At 40.2% G+C, this 19244-nt stretch carries 14 protein-coding genes; 4 read left to right on the forward strand and 10 right to left on the reverse strand.

Annotation, left to right across the window (positions count from 1 at the left end; translation table 11 throughout):
• Positions 1–8: 8 nt before the first annotated feature.
• The 3 genes from KK060_RS06770 to KK060_RS06780 form a co-directional block, all read right to left on the reverse strand.
• Complete coding sequence (locus KK060_RS06770) at positions 9–221, reverse strand: hypothetical protein (protein ID WP_254152948.1); 213 nt, start codon at positions 219–221, stop codon at positions 9–11.
• 116 nt (positions 222–337) lie between these two features.
• Positions 338–1411 (reverse strand): chorismate synthase, encoded by a 1074-nt coding sequence (gene aroC, locus KK060_RS06775; RefSeq protein ID WP_254152949.1) that lies wholly within the window; start codon positions 1409–1411, stop codon positions 338–340.
• 70 nt (positions 1412–1481) lie between these two features.
• The gene (locus KK060_RS06780) at positions 1482–2921 is read right to left on the reverse strand and encodes a BatD family protein (protein WP_254152950.1); all 1440 of its coding nucleotides are present in this window, start codon (positions 2919–2921) and stop codon (positions 1482–1484) included.
• A gap of 530 nt (positions 2922–3451) precedes the next feature.
• On the opposite strand from KK060_RS06780, the gene KK060_RS06790 reads away from it, so the two are divergent.
• On the forward strand, positions 3452–3724 hold the full coding sequence (locus KK060_RS06790; RefSeq protein WP_254152995.1) for a DUF2752 domain-containing protein: 273 nt from the start codon (positions 3452–3454) through the stop codon (positions 3722–3724).
• The gene (locus KK060_RS06795) at positions 3708–4052 is read left to right on the forward strand and encodes a TM2 domain-containing protein (protein WP_254152952.1); all 345 of its coding nucleotides are present in this window, start codon (positions 3708–3710) and stop codon (positions 4050–4052) included. The genes KK060_RS06790 and KK060_RS06795 overlap by 17 nt, the downstream gene beginning before the upstream one ends.
• Here KK060_RS06795 and queG read toward each other — a convergent pair.
• The 3 genes from queG to KK060_RS06810 all read right to left on the reverse strand — a co-directional run bounded on the left by queG (position 4045) and on the right by KK060_RS06810 (position 6710).
• Positions 4045–4995 carry a tRNA epoxyqueuosine(34) reductase QueG gene (queG, locus tag KK060_RS06800; RefSeq protein WP_302180022.1) on the reverse strand — a complete coding sequence of 317 codons (951 nt, stop codon included), beginning with the start codon at positions 4993–4995 and terminating at the stop codon, positions 4045–4047. The two genes, KK060_RS06795 and queG, sit on opposite strands and share 8 nt — an antisense overlap.
• Positions 4985–5692, reverse strand: coding sequence for a membrane or secreted protein (locus tag KK060_RS06805; protein ID WP_254152954.1), 708 nt, complete (start codon positions 5690–5692; stop codon positions 4985–4987). The genes queG and KK060_RS06805 overlap by 11 nt, the downstream gene beginning before the upstream one ends.
• Positions 5693–5789: 97 nt before the next feature.
• The gene (locus tag KK060_RS06810; protein WP_254152955.1) at positions 5790–6710 is read right to left on the reverse strand and encodes a nucleotidyltransferase family protein; all 921 of its coding nucleotides are present in this window, start codon (positions 6708–6710) and stop codon (positions 5790–5792) included.
• A gap of 174 nt (positions 6711–6884) precedes the next feature.
• On the opposite strand from KK060_RS06810, the gene KK060_RS06815 reads away from it, so the two are divergent.
• Both KK060_RS06815 and KK060_RS06820 read left to right on the forward strand, forming a co-directional pair.
• The gene (locus KK060_RS06815) at positions 6885–8147 is read left to right on the forward strand and encodes a sugar MFS transporter (protein ID WP_254152956.1); all 1263 of its coding nucleotides are present in this window, start codon (positions 6885–6887) and stop codon (positions 8145–8147) included.
• Positions 8148–8383: 236 nt separating this feature from the next.
• Positions 8384–8953, forward strand: a complete 570-nt coding sequence (locus KK060_RS06820) for a hypothetical protein (RefSeq protein WP_254152957.1) — start codon at positions 8384–8386, stop codon at positions 8951–8953.
• A 95-nt stretch (positions 8954–9048) separates the two neighbouring features.
• Here the strand turns inward: KK060_RS06820 and KK060_RS06825 are convergent, their stop codons facing one another.
• The 4 genes from KK060_RS06825 to KK060_RS06840 all read right to left on the reverse strand — a co-directional run bounded on the left by KK060_RS06825 (position 9049) and on the right by KK060_RS06840 (position 19239).
• Entirely contained in the window at positions 9049–15753 is a 6705-nt protein-coding gene (locus tag KK060_RS06825) for an OmpA family protein (RefSeq protein WP_254152958.1), read from the reverse strand.
• 364 nt (positions 15754–16117) lie between these two features.
• Entirely contained in the window at positions 16118–17086 is a 969-nt protein-coding gene (locus tag KK060_RS06830; RefSeq protein WP_254152959.1) for an AAA family ATPase, read from the reverse strand.
• The gene (gene pnuC / locus KK060_RS06835) at positions 17083–17748 is read right to left on the reverse strand and encodes a nicotinamide riboside transporter PnuC (RefSeq protein WP_254152960.1); all 666 of its coding nucleotides are present in this window, start codon (positions 17746–17748) and stop codon (positions 17083–17085) included. The genes KK060_RS06830 and pnuC overlap by 4 nt, the downstream gene beginning before the upstream one ends.
• A gap of 48 nt (positions 17749–17796) precedes the next feature.
• The gene (locus KK060_RS06840) at positions 17797–19239 is read right to left on the reverse strand and encodes an aldehyde dehydrogenase (protein WP_254152961.1); all 1443 of its coding nucleotides are present in this window, start codon (positions 19237–19239) and stop codon (positions 17797–17799) included.
• Positions 19240–19244: the final 5 nt, after the last annotated feature.

The following is a 19244-nucleotide window of genomic DNA, read 5'->3' on the forward strand; positions in this document are numbered from 1 at the left end:
GCAGTCGGCTAGCTGCCTCTCTTACTGCTTACCATAATGATAATACCAGCAACAAGTAAAATACCACCTGTAATAGGAGACCAATAGATTGGTGTTTTTTCTTCCTTGTTAATTTCTACCGGACCAATATCTGCTACTTCTTTTTTTGTAACAAGATTGAACCCTGTGAAAACAGTCATGAGTGCTCCTATTATAATCAGAATTATTCCTAAAGTTTTCATATAAGTTGATTTTTTAACCAGACAGTTAAAAGGTTATGCCGTTGAAAACTCCAGCAACGAATGAATAAACTGTCGTTCAATGAGGAAAGCCTTCCCCAGGAAGCAGGTGAAACTGTCTAAACTTTTGAAGACTTAGCGCGTAAAACAAAATCTGTCAATACTAAAGCAGCCATTGCTTCAACAATTGGAACGGCCCTAGGGACAACACAAGGATCGTGTCTTCCTTTTCCTGATACAGTAACTGGATTACCATTTTTATCTACTGAATCCTGATCCTGCATGATGGTAGCAACAGGTTTAAAAGCTACATTAAAGTAGATGTCTTCTCCGTTGGAGATACCTCCTTGTACTCCACCAGAAAGGTTTGTCTTTGTTCTTATGTTGCCGCCGTCATTATAGAATTCATCATTGTGTTGTGAACCCCTTAATGTTATTCCTTCAAAGCCACTTCCATATTCGAAGCCTTTAACGGCATTGATACCAAGCATTGCTTTACCAAGTTCTGCATGAAGCTTATCAAACACAGGTTCTCCCAGACCTACAGGAGTATTTTTGATAACACATGTAACAACACCACCTATGGTATCACGGTCTAAACGAACCTGATCAATCAGGGAGATCATTTTTTCTGCGGTGTCGCTATCGGGGCAGCGAACAATATTATCTTCTGTTTTTGATAGGTCTAGTTTTGAAAAGTGAGGTGCTTTGATGTCACCTACCTGAGAGACGTATGCACTTATATCTACACTGTACTTTCTTAAAAACATTTTAGCGATCGATCCTGCTGCAACACGGGCTGCGGTTTCACGAGCAGAACTTCTGCCTCCTCCCCTGTAATCGCGTACGCCGTATTTCGCCTGGTATGTGTAGTCAGCATGTGATGGCCTGAACGCCTCTGCTATATGGCTATAATCTTTGCTTCTCTGATCCTGATTTTCGATTACAATAGCAATAGGAGTTCCGGTAGATACGCCTTCAAAAACGCCACTTAAAATTTTAAATGTATCATCTTCTTTCCGTTGGGTGGTAATCTTTGATTGGCCAGGCTTTCTTCTATCTAATTCTGACTGAATAAAAGCTTCGTCTATTGTAAGACCTGCAGGACACCCATCGATGATTACGCCAATTGCAGGACCATGTGACTCTCCAAACGTTGAGATTTTAAATAGTGTACCGTATGAATTGCTCATTTGTTGTAATGACTACTTCATTTAAATCTCAAGTCATTTATTGGCTGAGTTAATGAAATAATCGGACTGATTATTTTTTGAACACAAGATACGCGGAAGCACCCAATACAACCAAAATAAATGCATTAAAAGCCACCTTCATCCAGCTCTTATCTTCGAGAGCTTGCAACGTATTATTTGCAGTATCTATTCTGTCATAGAATGAGCCAAGGTCAGTTGATTGAATGGCTTCATTCTTTCTGCTTTCACCAGATACATGTACTGTTATTTTCGAGCGAAGTGTATCATACTTACGCTTGGTGGTATTAAAGAATACCCATTGAAAATGATCTCCCAATTTAAATTCGCCAGGTTCATTTGGGATCAGGAAGTAGTTAAAAGACTTTGTTCCTGTGACCCTACCGTTATCGCGGTTGATATCTTGCCTTACGTTGGGATCGTAAAACTCGAAATTATCATTATCCTGAACCAGGGGCTTCTCAATAGCAGAGATGTTTCCCTCACCATATACACTGAATGTATATGCAGCACTCTTGCCTGTTTCCAATTTTGTTGAAGGCATAGACTCTGTGAGCTTGTAATCGCCTACAGCTACAACATCGCGAAGTGGATGTGGCGGAAGTTCTTTTACAATGACTGTTTTTGGTTTTGAATGGAACTTCTTGAAGTCCTCCTTTCTGTTTTGCCCAAAGAAGGATGGATTGCGAGCCACTTTATACTTAATCATTTCAAGGGCTACAGAAGGAAAGACAATAGGCTCTGCATTAAGCGGATAATACGTGGCCTGATAAATCTTATACTGGGTGTACTCCTTACCATTAATTGTTACCGTTTCACCTTCAATGTTTTCGATGTTGAAGTTCTCTTCCCAGGCATCATTTGGTTTTATTTTCTTCAGTATATCAGTAAGCTGTTTAGCTAAGTCATAAAACTGAAGCGGTGCGCGGTTATCTGCAGAGACAAAGAAAGAAAGCGTGGTATTGAAGCCCTCTCCTACATACACTTCATCTTTGTTTGTGGTAATTGCCAGGAAAGCATCATCTTTTACATCTACAAATTCGGTTTCTTCTCTGCCAAAGAAATCGTCGGCGGGACTACTGTCGAAGAAGCTTTTGAAGGGATCTCGCTGCTGAACAGCTGGACCTACCTTAACTTTCTTCCCCGTTACATTAATAGTCTGATCGTTTACCTTCATTGAAAATGACGGAATCGTAAACGTACCTTGCCTTAGCGGGAAATATGTCATTATTACGCTTTGGGAAGAAGACATTTGTCCGTTAACAATATTGGTAGTGCTTTGTGTTGATGTACCTCTTTTTCTAAAACCGTCGATGTCGGGAAAATTGTCGTAGCTGCGAAGTCTTTCATTTTGGACTGTAACTGTAATGGTCCAACCCTGATTTTCTCCAACTTCATCAGGCCCTAAAGTAACCTTAACGTCCTGTGCTGTTGCGTAGTTGAAAGAGAACAGTATGAGGACGAGAGATATTTTGAAATAAAGCTGCTTCATATATAAATCGAAGGCGAATATGCGTTATCAGAACCAAATTATACTATAAAAAATTGTTTAAAGTTCCTGGAAACAATCAACAGCCGCTATATTATACTGCATTAAGGGGTATTTGTAAAATTTTTTTAAACGACTTTTTCAGAATTGTTATTTTAAATATTAATTTAACAGTCGTTAGCTTATTTTTTAAACTAATTCAAAAAAGCAATTGATTACCGCTATGTTAAATTATGTCAAAACTGTGCTCACCAAAGTGAGTTTTGACGCTCTCTTATTTGAGAAAGAGCTAAGAAAGGCTATTCGGGTTTTAATAGCCGATGAGATCAGTGAACTCAAAAACTGGTGCTATACCAGATTTGGGGATCGTTATGAAGCGATTCTGAATCGCTGTTTTACTGTAGCTTAATTCGAGTTAAAAATTTGTATTATCAGCCCCGACGTAGTTCGGGGTTTTTTATTTAATACCTTACCATAAATTCAGAGCAAAAGTGGTCCCTATCAAATCTCTTAAGTTAGTTGTGTCGTATCCGATGGAAGGCTTTTGCTGGGTGCTTGCTTTGGTGGCGTTGGCGTTTTATGACTGCTCAAGTGGTACTCACTTTACAATATGTCCGTTAGCATTTGCAGGCATCGATTGGTGCCCGGGGTGCGGGTTGGGAAGATCTATTTCACTTTTATTTCACGGCGAGATTAAGGAGTCAATTACTATGCATCCGTTAGGAATGTTTGCTGTGATTATTTTAATTTTCAGGATATTTATTTTAACAAAAAACCATTTTAAAACTTATGGCTCGCGTAATTGATGTAATGCCAGAAATAACAGGTGAAGAAATGGCTTACGTTCAACACCTAATTAAGGATTTTGATGAGGAAAAGGCCAGAACCTTTGCTTCAATTTACAGGGCTAGAAGAAGAGAGCCTATGCTTATTCTTGTTACCGCCTTACTTGGATTTGTAGGTCTTGCAGGTGTACACCGCTTCATTATTAACCATATCGGGATGGGAATTCTATACATCTTTACTGCAGGACTATGTTTGATTGGCACCATCGTAGACCTGGTTAATTATCAAAAGCTTGCCTTTGAGTACAATCAGAAAATAGCGAATGAAGCGATTGTGATGATCAGGTAGCACAAGCACCCTGATCTATAACAAACCTGATATTTCTTTTCAACCCCTCGAACTTTGTTCTTTTGACGGCGGAGTGTCTGAAGATGTTTTGAAACACTTCTTCAGTCAGTTCAATCCATTCATTCTTACTCATGGTTTCGAGTAAGGGATTAGGATTGAACTTGTCTTCGTTGTGTGGTTTAGAGAAGCGATTCCAAGGGCAAACATCCTGGCAGATATCGCAGCCGAAGATCCAGTTCTCGAACTTTCCTTTGACGTCAGTGGGTAATTCTTCCTTTAGTTCGATGGTAAAATAACTGATGCATTTGCTTCCATCTACAACGTGGGCATCGACTATGGCATCAGTAGGGCAGGCATCTATGCAGGCAGTGCATGTACCGCAGTAATCTTTTACCGGACCATCGTATTCGAGCTCAAGATCTATGATTAGCTCTGCAAGAAAGAAAAAGCTGCCATGTTCTTTATTCAAGAGCAAACTGTTTTTTCCAATCCAACCTAACCCTGACCTTTTTGCCCAAGCCCTTTCCATTACAGGAGCTGAGTCAACAAACGCCCGACCACCTACTTCACCTATTTCCTGCTGGATGAGAGAAAGAAAAGTTTTAAGCTTGTCTTTAATCACAAAGTGATAATCTTCACCGTAGGCATACTTGGCAACCTTTAACTCAGTCTGTTGACTGAGATCCTTTTCAGGATAGTAATTGTAGATGAGGCTTACTACTGATTTAGCTCCTGGTACAAGTAACGTAGGGTCTAAACGTTTATCAAAGTGGTTTTCCAGGTATTGCATCTTCCCCTGGTAATTTCGTTTAAGCCATTCATCAAGACGTGGTGCTTCTTCACTAAGAAATTCGGCTTTGGCAATGCCGCAGAATGAGAACCCGAGCTCCTTCGCTTTTTCTTTAATAAATTGAGTGTATCGTTGCTTAACGTTAAAGTCCAATGTTTTCGCGCTTACTCCAAACTTCGTTGATGGGTTCACCTTTACTGCTTAACCCTTTGTGATGCCACTGCTGGTTTTCCAGGTTGAAATCAAAAGAAAGACTTTTACCAACCCTGCTGTTATCTCTAGAAAAGAATTCAATATTCTCTGTATACTTTCCTTTTTCGGTTGTATAAGAACCACCTCCGGTACCAAAGAATTCCTTTGTATCGACATTGTATGCGATCCATTGAAATCTTGTACCGGAAAGAATCTTCATCGTGCGTCTGGCACCGGGTGTCATTTCAGACATCGTATTACCCTGCATTCTCCCTGTTATTAGCCAGGCACCAGCTAGTTTACCAGGCTTTCCATCATCTAATCTGGTCCATTCAGTACCTTCCTGTGTCAACACCAGTTTACCATTTTTGATTTCAGCGGCTACTTCAACTTGCTGAGTAATCATTTCCGGGTTCAAAGTATGGAACTCGAAATTCAAGGTTATGTTTTGGCCAGCCGCAGTGTACTTTCCGCCGTAAGTGCCGATGAATTCACTGTTGGTATAGACTGCAACAGAGAAGAATTTATCAGAACATATTGCAACGGAAGTTTGATTATTGCTTTGCGACTTCCAGGCGCCAACGAGGTCAGAAGATTTAACCTGTGCAACGGCAGATAGTGATGTAAGAACGGCAGCGATAAGAATCAGAAGCTTCATGTCAATATTATTTAGAGATGTAAACCCATTCACCAAAGCAAAATAGAAAATAAAAGCAGTATCAGTAGCGTGACACTACTCTAAAATCCCGCAAGGATTAAACCCAGAGTTTTTCAGGATATTCTCCTTTGGCTATTAAAGCTTTAATCTTTGAAGAAACCTCTTCCTTATCTTCTTTATAAGTAACGCCGAACCAGATATTGCCTCCGCCAAGAACTTTGATTTTACCCTGATTCTTTGCAATCATTTCATTCGCGATAAGCGGAATATAGAATTCAGCTTTAATGTTGTTGTGATTATTCTTCAGGAACTCATTAAACATTTTTGCTGACAACTCGAACATAGAAGGATGAAAGCCCCAGAAGTTCATCGAAGTAGGAGCATCAGGGCTAAGTTCAAGGTCTCCGTCTTTTTCTTTGGCGATGATCTTTCCGTTTTCTTTAACAATGGTTGTTCTTTCCACTACTGATTTTAAAAATCCCTGATCATCTTTTTCACCTACTCCTCTTGATACGCTACCATGCTCTGACAATACATTCTTTAAAGTATATCCAACCATGGCGTGAGCACCTGATGTTTCATTGGCAAAGAAGTTTGCAACAGAAGCAAATGAGTCCTTTCCATAGAAGTCGTCTGCGTTAATAACCACGAAAGGCTCGTTGATAACCTCACGGGCACACAATACTGCATGACCTGTTCCGTACGGTTTTACCCTTTCAGCATTTTGGTACTCTTTAGGGATGAGTTTATCTAAAGACTGAATGACGAATTCTACCTGAAGTTTTCCCTTTAGCTTAGGCTCAAATTTTTCTTTTACCACCTCAAGAATTTCATCGCGAACAATAAAGACAACTTTAGTAAAACCAGCTCTTACAGCATCAAAGAGGGAATAATCCATTATTGTTTCTCCGTTGGGACCGAATCCATCGATTTGTTTAATACCTCCATAACGGCTTCCAATACCTGCTGCTAATACTAAAAGTGTCAGATTTTTTTGTGTGCGATTTGGTGTGTCCATTGTCTTTTCTTTATTTTTCCGTAAGTGTTTGCGCAAACACTAAAAAAGAACCGGGATTTAGGCTCATTCTTTAATGTTTATCGCGACATTAATGAATAAAATTGGGCCCAAAAATAAGATTAAATTGACAGTGTGTATACCGCACATAAATAAACTAAACCTCACTGAGAAGTAATGACTGACTCAAGAAAACAGTACCTGGTGCCGATGATCATTATCGGAGCACTATTTTTCATCTTTGGATTTGTAACATGGGTAAACGGGACATTGATCCCCTACTTAAAAATTGCTTGTCAGCTTGAGACCAATTTTCAATCGTACTTAGTTGCTACCGCTTTTTTCATCGCTTATGCGGTGATGGCTATTCCATCATCCTATGTTCTTAATCTTACAGGATATAAAAGAGGAATGGCGATTGGGTTAATTGTAATGGCAGTAGGAGCGATACTGTTCGTTCCGGCGGCGCAATCAAGAAATTACAATCTGTTCCTCGTGGGTTTGTTTATTATAGGAACAGGTCTTGCGTTACTTCAAACAGCATCTAACCCTTATGTGACGATTATAGGCCCTATTGAAAGTGCTGCAAGCCGCATTAGTATTATGGGGATCTGTAATAAGATTGCTGGCATACTTGCTGGTCTTATCTTCGGGTATATTGCACTGAAAGATGCAGATGTATTGGAGCAAAGACTTCTTACGATGGATGCATCAACAAAAGAGGCTACACTAAATGAATTGGCAAGCCGGGTGATTGTTCCTTACTACATCATTACAGCAGTGCTTGTATTCCTGGCTATAGCCATTATGTTATCATCACTACCGGACATTGATGATAGTGGCGATGATACTAAGGATGGGAATAAGTCACCTATGGGTAAAAGCAGCGTACTTCAATTCCCTCATTTGATTCTAGGTGTTATTGCCCTGTTTGTATATGTAGGTGTTGAAGTAATGGCAGGAGATACTATTATCAGTTATGGCAAATCTATAGGAATAGAGCTAAGTACCGCGCGTTTCTTCTCGCAGGCAACCCTTGGCTGCATGTTAGTTGGTTATGTTGTTGGAATTATCCTGATCCCTAAATACATGACACAGGCAACGGCCCTAAAATTATGCGCTATTTCAGGAGCTATTTTTACCGTTCTTGCCATTGTTACATCAGGCGGATTATCAGTTGCCTTCATTGCTTTGCTTGGATTATCTAATTCGCTTATCTGGCCTGCGGTATGGCCATTGGCACTGGATGGGCTTGGCAAGTTTACTAAGATAGGATCTGGGTTATTGGTGATGGCTATAGCGGGAGGTGCTATACTTCCCTTGTTATATGGAAGTTTATCTGACGCATGGAATGCACAACAGGCCTACTGGATAATGGTACCTTGTTATCTGTTTATCTTTTATTTTGCTACCAAAGGTTATAAGGCGGGCAAAGCCTGAGCTGAATAAACTATTTTACTGAATTATCGAACAACCCTGCCGAACTGCAGGGTTGTTTTGTTTTATAGGTTTTACTATACCCTTGCAGGTTGTGATTTAATGCCTTCTGCACTCATTTTCCACTCGTGCTGCGCTTGTTGCGGTGATACGGTACCTCAAAGTGAGGTCGAACATTTTTCAAATTGACACTATTTGTCAAACCCCACCCTACATTTATTTAAAAAAAGTATAACCCTATGGCACTTGTTATTGAAAATGACCTTACCTCCGGTTTAAGCGGAAGATTTGGAAACAAGTTTATTTTTAAGCAGTTAAGAGGTAAAACTATAGTTGCCCGGCGTGGTAAGCCAACGACCAAGCAAAGTGCGCTTCAACGTGATAACCGGTTGCGTTTTAGGATGGCTACTAAGTTTGCCCAAGCAATGATGCTAGATGCGGACAGAAAAGCGTATTACTGGAAAATGGCGAAGGAAATGAACCTACCCAATGCTTATACCGCTGCAATTACCGAGTACATGCGTAAGCCTCAGCTCAAAGAAGCAGAGGTAAGTACCGATCAATCCCTTGTAACGGTTCGTGTTAAAGCCGATAAAAAGGATTTCGACAATAAAGCAATTCGCGTTCATGCTTTAGGGAAAAATGGCGAAGTACTGGAAACAAAAGAGACAACGGCAACACGGGATGAATGGACTTATACCTTTAGTGTTTTTAGAGAGATGATGGATAAGGTTGTGATTGAAGTAATTGATTACGCAGGGAATGTAGTGCGCAAGAAGATTGGTATGGAATTGGAGCTTGACGACTGACTACAGAAAGTAAGTCCTAGAGAATGTAAGTGTCAGTAAAAAAAAGAAAGTCATACCCTTTCGGATATGACTTCCCAATTATTACCCATTACCCTTTATTCATTCGCTGTCATTTTATTGAGCTCGTTGTACATCAGGTTACCATCGTTAGTACCTGTAAGTGAAACGAATTCAACTCTTCGGTTAAGCGCTTTACCTTCAGCAGTTAAGTTGGTTGCGATAGGTTTTGCTTCTCCCCAGCCTTTAGCCTGCAATCTGTTTTCGCGGATACCGAACTTAATCAATGCTAAACGAATAGCGATAGATCTGTCTTCTGAAAGCTTCTGGTTAGAATCATCTGAACCATCGCTATCGGTGTGGCCTTCAATTCTGAAAGTAATATCCGGATGTTCTTTCATGAACGACGCAATTCTATTGATCGTATTGAACGATTCAGGCTTGATGGTAGCTTTACCTACATCGAATAAGATATCGCGTGTTGTGAACTTACCTTTAGATACCACTTGTTCGTACAAGGTCATATCATCAATTGAAGAGATCATACAACCATTAGCATCGGTTACGTTTACTGTATAAACACCTAACTCAAGGTTTTGTATGTCTTCCGTTGTAGCACCGTGGCTCCAGTTATACCTGTAAGGTTTTACACCACCTTCAACTGTGATAAAGATAGCACCGCTCCTATCACCACAACATTTAACGTTCTTCACAGAGTCAATTCTAAGCGCAAGATTTGTAGGTTCTTTGATTTCAGTGTAAAGTGTTTTCTTACAACCGTTACCATCCGATACAACCACTGAATAACTATCTGCACCGATATCGCTCAGGTCTTCAGTTTTGCTTCCATTACTCCATGCAAATGTGTGAGGCTCGACACCACCAGAAACTGATATTTCTATCGCACCCGTTTTGTTACCATAGCACAATACATCAGTTACTTTATCTACAGCTGCAATAAACTTCGTTGGCTCTTCTATGACAGCCTCGAGTACGCTTTTACAGCCATTACCTTCTGTAATGGTAAGCTTATAGTTACCAGCAACAAGATTCCTGATATCTTCAGTTGATTCACCATTGTTCCATTTGAATGTGTAAGGCGCTATGCCTTCTCTAACTGTTACCTGGATTGAACCGGTGTTTTCACCAAAACATTGAATGTTTGTAATCGCATCAATGGTCTTAATCAACTTAGCAGGTTCAGTAATTACAACAGCTTGTGTTGTGTTACAGCCGTTTGCATCAGTAATCGTAGCGATATATTCACCTGCCTTTGTATTTTCAAGCTTAGCGGATGTTACGCCGTTGTTCCATAAGTATTTGTAAGGAGCAACACCACCTTGTGCTGTAATGGTTGCCAGTCCTGTTTCTTCACCAGCACATTTAATATGTGTGATCGGATCAACTTTAGCAGTGAGCTTAGCAGGTTCCTGAATAGCTGTTGTAAGCGACTTGGTACAACCTTTTGCATCTTTCACAAGGATCGAGTAGTTACCAGCGAGTACGTTGGTAAGATCTTCTGTGTGTGCCCCGTTGCTCCAGGTGTAAGTATAAGGAAGAACACCACCTGTTACTGAAACGTCTACCAGTCCTTTGCTATCGCCGTTACACAAAATATTTCGTACGGTATCCAACCTGATTGTTAACTGTTCTGGCTGTTGAATTTTAGCAACAAGAACATTACTACATCCTTTCGCATCCTTTACAGTAAGCTGATACTCACCAGCAACAACATCCAAAAGGTTTTGTGTTTTAGCACCGTTAGACCAAGCGAATGAGTACGGCTTAGTACCACCGTTCACTTCTACATTTACCCTACCCGTCTTATTATCATAACAAGCAACATCCTGATGGTCTTTCATCACAACAGACAACAACTGCGGTTCGTTAATAACTGCGGTAAGTTTCTGCATACATTGTTTAGCATCAATTACCGTTACCGTGTATTCACCTTTAGGGATAGCCGTAAGATTTTTTGTGCTATCACCGTTACTCCATTTGTATTTGTACGGGAGAGTTCCACCAGCTACATCTATGTTGATCGAGCCTTTTCTTTCGCCATTACACAAGTTATCTGTAACTGCACCAAGTTTTGCAACAAGTAAAGAAGGCTCAGTAATAGAAGCTGTTACTGTATTTGTACAACCGTTGTTATCAACAACTTTTACTGAATATTGTCCTGCAATAGCCTTGGTGATATCTTTTGTTCTTGCACCATTACTCCAGTAGTAATTATAAGGCGTTACTCCACCTTTTACGTCGAGGTAAATCTCGCCCTTATCTTCGCCTTTACAATTGATATTCTTTACTTCAGATACTATTGCAGTAAAATCAGAAGGCTGTGTTACGCTTGCCTGGATTACGCTTTTACAACCGATGGCATCTGTAACTGTAAGCGTGTAATCTGCAGCAGGAACATTTACAAGATCCTCGGTAGTTTGTCCTGAGTTCCAGTTGAATTTATAAGGAGCTTCACCGCCTGTCATTGTAATGTTTACTGCGCCTGAGTTATCGCTGAAACAAGAGACATTCTTAATCATGTCGATCTTACCAACAAGCTTAGAAGGCTGAACGATTTTAGCAGTAAGCGTCTGGTAATATCCATGGACATCGGAAACTTTTACTGTATAATCTCCTGCTGTAACGTTCGCAAGATTTTTAGTTGAATCCCCATTACTCCAAGCATACTTATATGGAGGAGCACCACCAGTTACGTTTAACGTAATTGCACCGTTATTATCACCGTTACATTTAATATCCTTAACAGATTCTATTGTAACAGCAAGCGCAGGTGGTTGTTTAATTAATGTGCTGATTATCTTTTCGCAGGAATTCGCATCTTTAACTATAACCGAATAGTTACCTGCCGGAAGGGCCTTCACGTTTTGTGTGACTGCGCCATTACTCCAGCTATATGTATAAGGAGCAACACCACCAGCAATATTCAGATCAATTGATCCTGTTTTTTCGCCATGCTTAAGTACATCAACTACTTTCAGGACACTGGCTTCCAATAACTGAGGTTGCTTGATTGTAGCATAAACTGTAGAATCGCTACATCCATTTGCATCTTTAATAGTAAGTGAATATGTGCCTGCTTCTACACCTGTGATATCCTGCGTAGTTGCACGGTTACTCCATGCATATTGATAAGGGGTTGTTCCTCCGTTTGCTATGATATCAATAGACCCATCTTTTCCGTTAAAGCATGAGACATTCTTAACGCTTGCCACGGATACAACAAGCTTAGAAGGTTGTGTAACCGTTGCAGCAAGACTTTGTCTACATCCGTTTTTATCAACGATTTCAACAGTGTATGTTCCGGCAGCAATGTTTGTAAGATTTTGAGATGTGCTTCCGTTGCTCCATTTGAAAGTATAAGGTTTTACACCCCCTACTACATCAATTGAAACAGCCCCTACTTTATCTCCATTACAGCTTATATTTTTAACACTTGCCAAAGTAGCTACCAATGCTGGGGGCTGAGCCAACGTAACGCTCATTGTCTTGAGACATCCTTTTGCATCTGTTACCAGAACTGAGTAGCTGCCTGCTGGCAGATCGGAAATATCTTTTGTAACAGCACCATTACTCCAGCTATATTTATAAGGGAGCACTCCACCTGATACATCAAGCTTAATAGACCCTTTGCGGTCTCCATTACACAAGATATTAACTGTTGTATCCAATTTTACTGTAAGAAGCGGCGGTTGCGTTATCTCGGCATCAAGCGCCTTCGCACATCCATTTGCATCTGTTAATGTCACATTGTACTTACCTGAAGGTACGCCGTCGATATCCTGTGTAGTAGCGCCATTGCTCCATTTATAACTATAAGGGCCAACACCACCTGCAACTACGATATCTATTGCACCAGTGTTATTGCCATTACACATTACATGTGTTACACCTTTAACAGCGTGTTCAATTTTAGAAGGCTGTGTAAGTGTAGTTTCTACTCTCTGCTGACATCCCTTTGCATCCTTTGCAGTAAGCACATAGGTACCTGCAGGGAGTTTCGAAATATTCTGTGTTGAATCACCATGGTTCCACTTAAACTTGTAAGGTGTTGTTCCACCAGACACGCGAACATTTATAAAACCTGTAGATTCTCCGAAACAGCTGATCCCTTTATCGTTTTCAAGACTTGCAACGAATTTAGAAGGTTCTGTTATGTATGCATCAACATTCTTAAAACATCCTTTTGAGTCAGTTATAATACCAGCGTATTTTCCTGCTGTAAGACCTGTGATGTTTTGCGTTACCTGTCCGTTATTCCATTTGAAAGTATAAGGAGCAACACCACCCTGAACAGCAAGGTTAACAGCACCAGTTTTTTCTCCGAAACAGTTGATGTTAACAACACTTACAGTTGGCGTAAGTAGTGTATTTTGAACTACCGTTGCACTCAAGGAATCAGAACATCCATTTGCGTCAGCAATTAACACTGAATACTTTCCTGCCTTGATATCAATAATATCCTGTGTAATGGCACCATTGCTCCAACGGTACTTATAAGGAACGACACCACCAGATACACTAATATTGATTGAACCTTTGGCATCACCAAAACATAAAATATCCTTTACTCCTTCTACCTTCTTCACAAGCGGTTCAGGTTGACGAATATTTTGAGTAAATGTGCTCACGCAACCTTTGGCATCAGTCACTTTCATGTTGTATGCACCTGCTTTAAGGTTGGAGATATTCTTAGTTGTGCTACCTGTATTCCAGGCAAACTGGTAAGGTGTAACACCGCCAATGACATTAAGACTAATCGAACCTGAGCTGTTACCATTACAATCAACATGAGTAACAAGATCTTCTTTAACAAGAAGTACAGGAGGCTCGGCAACTACAGTAGAAATTTGCTGTGCACATCCTTTGCTATCTATAACATTGATATTGTAATCTCCGGCTTTGATATCCTTAAGGTCTTCGGTAACCGCGCCGTTGTTCCATTTGTATTGGTAAGGTGCGATACCCCCAGCGACGTTTACATTTATCTGACCTGTATTTGCTCCATTACAGTTAATATGAGTAATGCTTTCGAAGGCCAGCTTTAATGGTTCAGGTTCTGTTATAACTGTGCTTATGTTTTGTTCACAGTAGTTTGCATCAGTTACTTTCAAAAGATATTCACCTGCAGGAATGTTTACTAAATCCTGGGTAACACTTCCGTTATTCCATCTATATCTGTAAGGTTGAACACCGCCTTCAGTTTTTACATCAATTACACCAGTAGTGTATCCATTACAAAGAATGTTGGTAGTATTTTCAAGCTTTACCTTTAAGGCAGGAGGCTCTGTAATTTCAGCTTCTACCTTTTGTGAATATCCATTTGCATCTGTAACTGTAACGCCGTATTTACCTGCCCCAATATTATTAAGGTCTTCAATTGTTACGCCGTTTGTCCATGTAAATGTATAAGGAGCAACACCACCCGCGACCGAGATATTGATTTCACCAGTTTTTTCACCGTTACAAGTGATGTTTCTTACATTTTCAAGTTGAACAACGAGCGGTGATGGTTGCGTAACACTTACAGACATGATCTTTGCGCAACCAGTAGCATCTGTAACACGAACTGAATAACCACCAGCAGCTAGATTCGAAATATTAGGAGTTTCACTTCCGTTACTCCATCTGTATTTATAAGGTGGAACTCCACCTTTTACAGCAATATTGACAGAGCCTGTTGAGCCTCCGTTGAACTTAACGTTTTGTAAAGAAACAAGATCCACAGCGAGAAGCGGAGGACCAGTTACTTTAGTAGCAGCAGACTTAACACAAGCGTTATTATCTGTTACTTCTACCACATATTCACCTTCACCAATTCCGGCGATATCCTGCGTGGTTGCACCTGTATTCCATAAATACTTATAAGGAGGTTTACCACCTTGTATACTTACGTTAATAGTTCCGCTTTGATCACCAAAGCATCTCATGTTTCTAACTTCATCAAAAGCGATGGCAATGGGTGCAGGTTCTACAACTTTTGCCAATGAAACTTCAGTACATCCCTTTGAATCCTTTACAACAACTTCATAGTTACCTGCTTTCAAGCTTCTAAGGTCTTCGCTTGTCTCGCCACTACTCCATTTATAAGTGTAAGGAGGAACACCACCGCTTACCGTAATATCAATACTTCCTGAGCTATCTCCACTACATTTAATATTCTTGATATCATCTACCCATCGTACTATCAAAGGCTTTTCCTGCACCTCCGCAGGAACAATCTCCTGACATCCGTATGAGTCGGTAATAAGAACAGAGTATCTTCCTGAGGTTACACCTTTAAGGTCTTCTGTTTTAGCTCCGTTACTCCAATTATAGGTATAAGGAGCCTTACCACCTTTTACAGATATATCAACCTCTCCGTTGTCATATCCGTAACATAAGATATCTCTTACTGACTCTACCGTACCGTTAATTTTTTCGGGGGCTGTGATAGTGACCGACATGGTATCACTACAACTAAGATTATCTGATACAACAACCTTGTAAATACCCGCTTTTAGTGCGGCAACGTCCTGTGTGGTATCACCACTGGACCATACATATCTATAAGGAGGGAAACCACCGTAAGGTGTAATATTGATGGCACCTTTGGATTCACCATAACAGGTATTGTTTGTAACCGCTTCAACTTTCACCATAATTTTTGGTGACTGGGTGATCATAATGTCAACACCCTTCTTTTTTTCCGCTGGTTTTTCCTGTGCATACACTTTGCTGCCTACTACAAAGAGCATGAGATTAATTGTGAGCCAAAAGACATTTTTGTAAATGTGTCTTCGCATAATGTGAGGTTTAGTAACGAGATATTAAAGATAGGGGTACTAGACCGGCTGAGGGCTCCTCATTAATAAAGGAAAATTACATAAGATCGATTTACCGTGGTAAAAGATTAAAGCAGCGATGTAATGCAGTTTAAAATCAAAAAAGATGCATTTGATGCTGAATTCAATGAAAATGAGTATGAATGTGTGATTCGAACACCATACGCAATTGAAGAATAAAAGCTGCTTTTATTTATTTCACTTTCCTTTATTACACTCTCGAAGCATAAAATGGCCTGAAAATTGAAGATCGCAACGGTTTCTTAAGGCAGAATATTGCAGTTGCGGAGCTTTAAAAGTTATACAAGGACAATTGCCAACAAATTCAGGCAGATAGAATTTTGTTTATGGCGTGTTGCAAAAACTGTTCTCTCTCTTCGTAATTACCTGTTACTAGTGGGTACGGTATTCTCCTTTTGTCGAGTTCAGCTTTGAAAACATTATACATTTCAACACGTTTTTCTCCAAGATCTCTCATGTGGTCGGCTACCCACGGCGTATCGGTATTAAAAAGAAAGTAATAATCGTAAGCAACCTCCTTTTCGAGATCGAAAAGCACGGGAGGAATAATGCGTAAGTAGTGATACGAATATATTTCTGTTGTAATCACATCGGTATCGCAAAAAAGCATCTTATTGGCAACCTTTCGCTTTTCTTTTACCCGTTCGGTTTGCGCATATCCAATACGTATAATATCATCTACAGTAAAATCATTGGAAGTAATAAGCTCACGCGCCACTTCAGGCACGAACTCCGTATTATATAGTTGAGCCATTCGTACTGACATCGTTGATTTCCCTGTGCTCTCCGGACCATAAAAGCAAATGTTCTTTACAAAGTATGGACGAACAACATCCGGGATATAGTTCCAGTACTGAAAGGGATGGTCTCTCACTAAGGTTGCTGAAACCGCTATTTGCTTGCGATCATAATCGAAAGCAACATGAGTAGCGCCAAGATTACGTGCAAATGATTCGCCATAAGATTCTGAAGAAAAAATCTTGTGAATCTTAGGATACCTTGAACCAATAACAGATGCCCATTTCTTTGTACGTTCTTCTAAAGGCAATGACTCATCATCAAAATTATCTTCAATAAGAACGGGCTTTATGTTTATATCATTTTTAAAGATCTCTTTAATCCAGGAAAATCGCAGTTCGGCATTAATACTATCCTTATCCGTATAGCTCATCGACACAATTACTTCATTACATTGCGCCGCAGCAAATCTTATTAAAGCGATGTGGCCCAGGTGAATGGGCATAAACTTTCCGATAATTAATCCTCTGATCATGCCAATTTATAAGTACGATATTCCCTGATCCAATTATAGAGTCCGTATGTTGCAAGTGCCGTAAATACCAGATACTCGAAGCTATAAAACTTAACACCCTTAACGTAGTAAAGTATAGTGGCAACTACATCAACAATAATCCAGATTACCCAAGACTCAATTTTCTTTTCTATCATAAGGAAGGTTGTGGCGATGCTCATTACAGTAATAAATGAATCGATATACGGATAAGCACTCGGCAAGGGAAAAACTTCTGCGAACCAATGATGTAGCTGACTTGCCAATGATCCTAATATAAAAGTACCCGCTATGCATACCGTGAAGACTAACAGAAACTGTTTCCAACCCATATAGGAGACTTTCAATTGTTTCTTTTTATCCTCTTCTTCCGACGAGGGATTAAGCCATCTCCACCAACCAATGATATTTGTAATGAAGAAGAAGACTTGCAGGAACATATCCGGATATAATTGAATTTGATAGTATAATACAAAGGCCAGGATTACATTAACTATTCCTACGGGCCAGCTGAGGATATGTGCTCTTGCAGAGAGCCACACAGCAATTAGCCCGAAGAAGACACCGAAGAATTCAATATAACTCATATCATATCCCATTGCTGTAAAAAAGATATGATTGATATCAAAGAGTTGCTTTACCATGAATAAAGAAAACCTGTACGTGTTTGCAGGATTAGGAGGTTATGGTGTTTAAAGTTTGATACATATGTTTTTTGTTTCCATAAAGAACTCTAATGCTTCCCATCCACCTTCGCGTCCCATACCCGACTGCTTCATACCACCGAATGGAGTTCGCAGGTCGCGAAACAGCCAACAATTTACCCAGACGATTCCTGATTTTAGCTTTGAAGAAACACGATGGGCGCGCTTTAAATTTTCGGTCCAAAGCGTAGCAGACAAACCATAAGCCGTGCTGTTGGCAAAACTAATAACCTCCTCTTCCGATTTAAAAGGGGTAATTGTAACAACCGGACCAAAAATTTCTTCCTGATTGGTTCTGCATTCGCATGTGAGACCTGTTATGATTGTAGGCTCTACAAAGAAACCATTACTACAGCGTCCATCCAGATGAAGTCTTCTTCCACCGGTAATAACGTTACCTCCCTCCTGTTGTGCGAGTGATATATATAAGAGAACTTTATTCATATGAGCCTCAGAAACCAAAGCTCCCACTTTTGTACTTTCGAGTAAGGGATCGCCAATTGTTAATGCGCGTGTTCGTTTAACAAACTCATCAGTAAACTTCTGATAGATACTTTCTTCAACAAAAATTCGTGAGCCGCACAAACAAATTTCTCCCTGGTTGGAGAAAGATGAGAGAATAGAAGTTGTCACCGCCTGTTCAAAATCACAGTCAGCAAAAACAATATTTGGATTTTTACCGCCAAGCTCTAACGACAACTTTTTAAACATCGGCGCAGCAGTTGCAGCAATCTTTTTTCCTGTTACTGTTCCTCCTGTAAAAGATATTGCATGAATATCAGGATGCTCAATAATTGCCTGACCTGCCTTTGACCCTAAACCATGTACTATATTAAGAACACCTTGAGGAAGGCCTGCCTCTATACACAACTTGGAAAATAAATAGGCAGTCATAGGTGTAAGCTCTGATGGCTTTGCTACCACAGTGCAACCTGCGGCAAGTGCCGGAGCTATTTTCCAGGTAAAAAGATATAATGGAAGATTCCAGGGAGATATACACCCCGCTACACCTATTGGAGTTTTAGAAGTGTAATTGATCGCTTCTATACCTGTGATGTGTGCCTCGGTAGAGACATGTATTGCACCCGTAGCATAAAAGCGCATGTTTGCAGACGCACGCGGAATATCAACAGCTTTTGCGAGGGTAACAGGCTTTCCGTTGTCAATACTTTCTGCAAGTGCTAACCTATCAATATCTCTATCTATGAGATCAGCAATTCGCAGTAAGATCGCAGATCTTTTTTCAACAGGCATGGAGGACCAATCAGCAAAGGCGCGCAACGCACTGGAAGTTGCCTCGGCAATATCATCAGCATTTGAATCGGGTATGAGACTATACACCTCACCCGTAGCAGGATTGATATTTTGAAGATATTCTCCTGATATGGATTGTACCAATTCACCATTAATGTAGTTTTGAATCTTTTCCATGCGCA

The sequence above is a fragment of the Chryseosolibacter indicum genome, assembly GCF_018598585.1.
In the GTDB taxonomy this organism is placed as follows: Bacteria; Bacteroidota; Bacteroidia; order Cytophagales; family Cyclobacteriaceae; genus Chryseosolibacter; species Chryseosolibacter indicus.

What these genes read in the sequence shown, in the direction of transcription:
- KK060_RS06770 (WP_254152948.1), bottom strand. Translation starts at nt 221, where the DNA reads ATGAAAACTTTAGGAATAATTCTGATTATAATAGGAGCACTCATGACT.
- aroC (WP_254152949.1), bottom strand. Translation starts at nt 1,411, where the DNA reads ATGAGCAATTCATACGGTACACTATTTAAAATCTCAACGTTTGGAGAG.
- KK060_RS06780 (WP_254152950.1), bottom strand. Translation starts at nt 2,921, where the DNA reads ATGAAGCAGCTTTATTTCAAAATATCTCTCGTCCTCATACTGTTCTCT.
- KK060_RS06790 (WP_254152995.1), top strand. Translation starts at nt 3,452, where the DNA reads ATGGAAGGCTTTTGCTGGGTGCTTGCTTTGGTGGCGTTGGCGTTTTAT.
- KK060_RS06795 (WP_254152952.1), top strand. Translation starts at nt 3,708, where the DNA reads ATGGCTCGCGTAATTGATGTAATGCCAGAAATAACAGGTGAAGAAATG.
- KK060_RS06805 (WP_254152954.1), bottom strand. Translation starts at nt 5,692, where the DNA reads ATGAAGCTTCTGATTCTTATCGCTGCCGTTCTTACATCACTATCTGCC.
- KK060_RS06810 (WP_254152955.1), bottom strand. Translation starts at nt 6,710, where the DNA reads ATGGACACACCAAATCGCACACAAAAAAATCTGACACTTTTAGTATTA.
- KK060_RS06815 (WP_254152956.1), top strand. Translation starts at nt 6,885, where the DNA reads ATGACTGACTCAAGAAAACAGTACCTGGTGCCGATGATCATTATCGGA.
- KK060_RS06820 (WP_254152957.1), top strand. Translation starts at nt 8,384, where the DNA reads ATGGCACTTGTTATTGAAAATGACCTTACCTCCGGTTTAAGCGGAAGA.
- KK060_RS06825 (WP_254152958.1), bottom strand. Translation starts at nt 15,753, where the DNA reads ATGCGAAGACACATTTACAAAAATGTCTTTTGGCTCACAATTAATCTC.
- KK060_RS06830 (WP_254152959.1), bottom strand. Translation starts at nt 17,086, where the DNA reads ATGATCAGAGGATTAATTATCGGAAAGTTTATGCCCATTCACCTGGGC.
- pnuC (WP_254152960.1), bottom strand. Translation starts at nt 17,748, where the DNA reads ATGGTAAAGCAACTCTTTGATATCAATCATATCTTTTTTACAGCAATG.
- KK060_RS06840 (WP_254152961.1), bottom strand. Translation starts at nt 19,239, where the DNA reads ATGGAAAAGATTCAAAACTACATTAATGGTGAATTGGTACAATCCATA.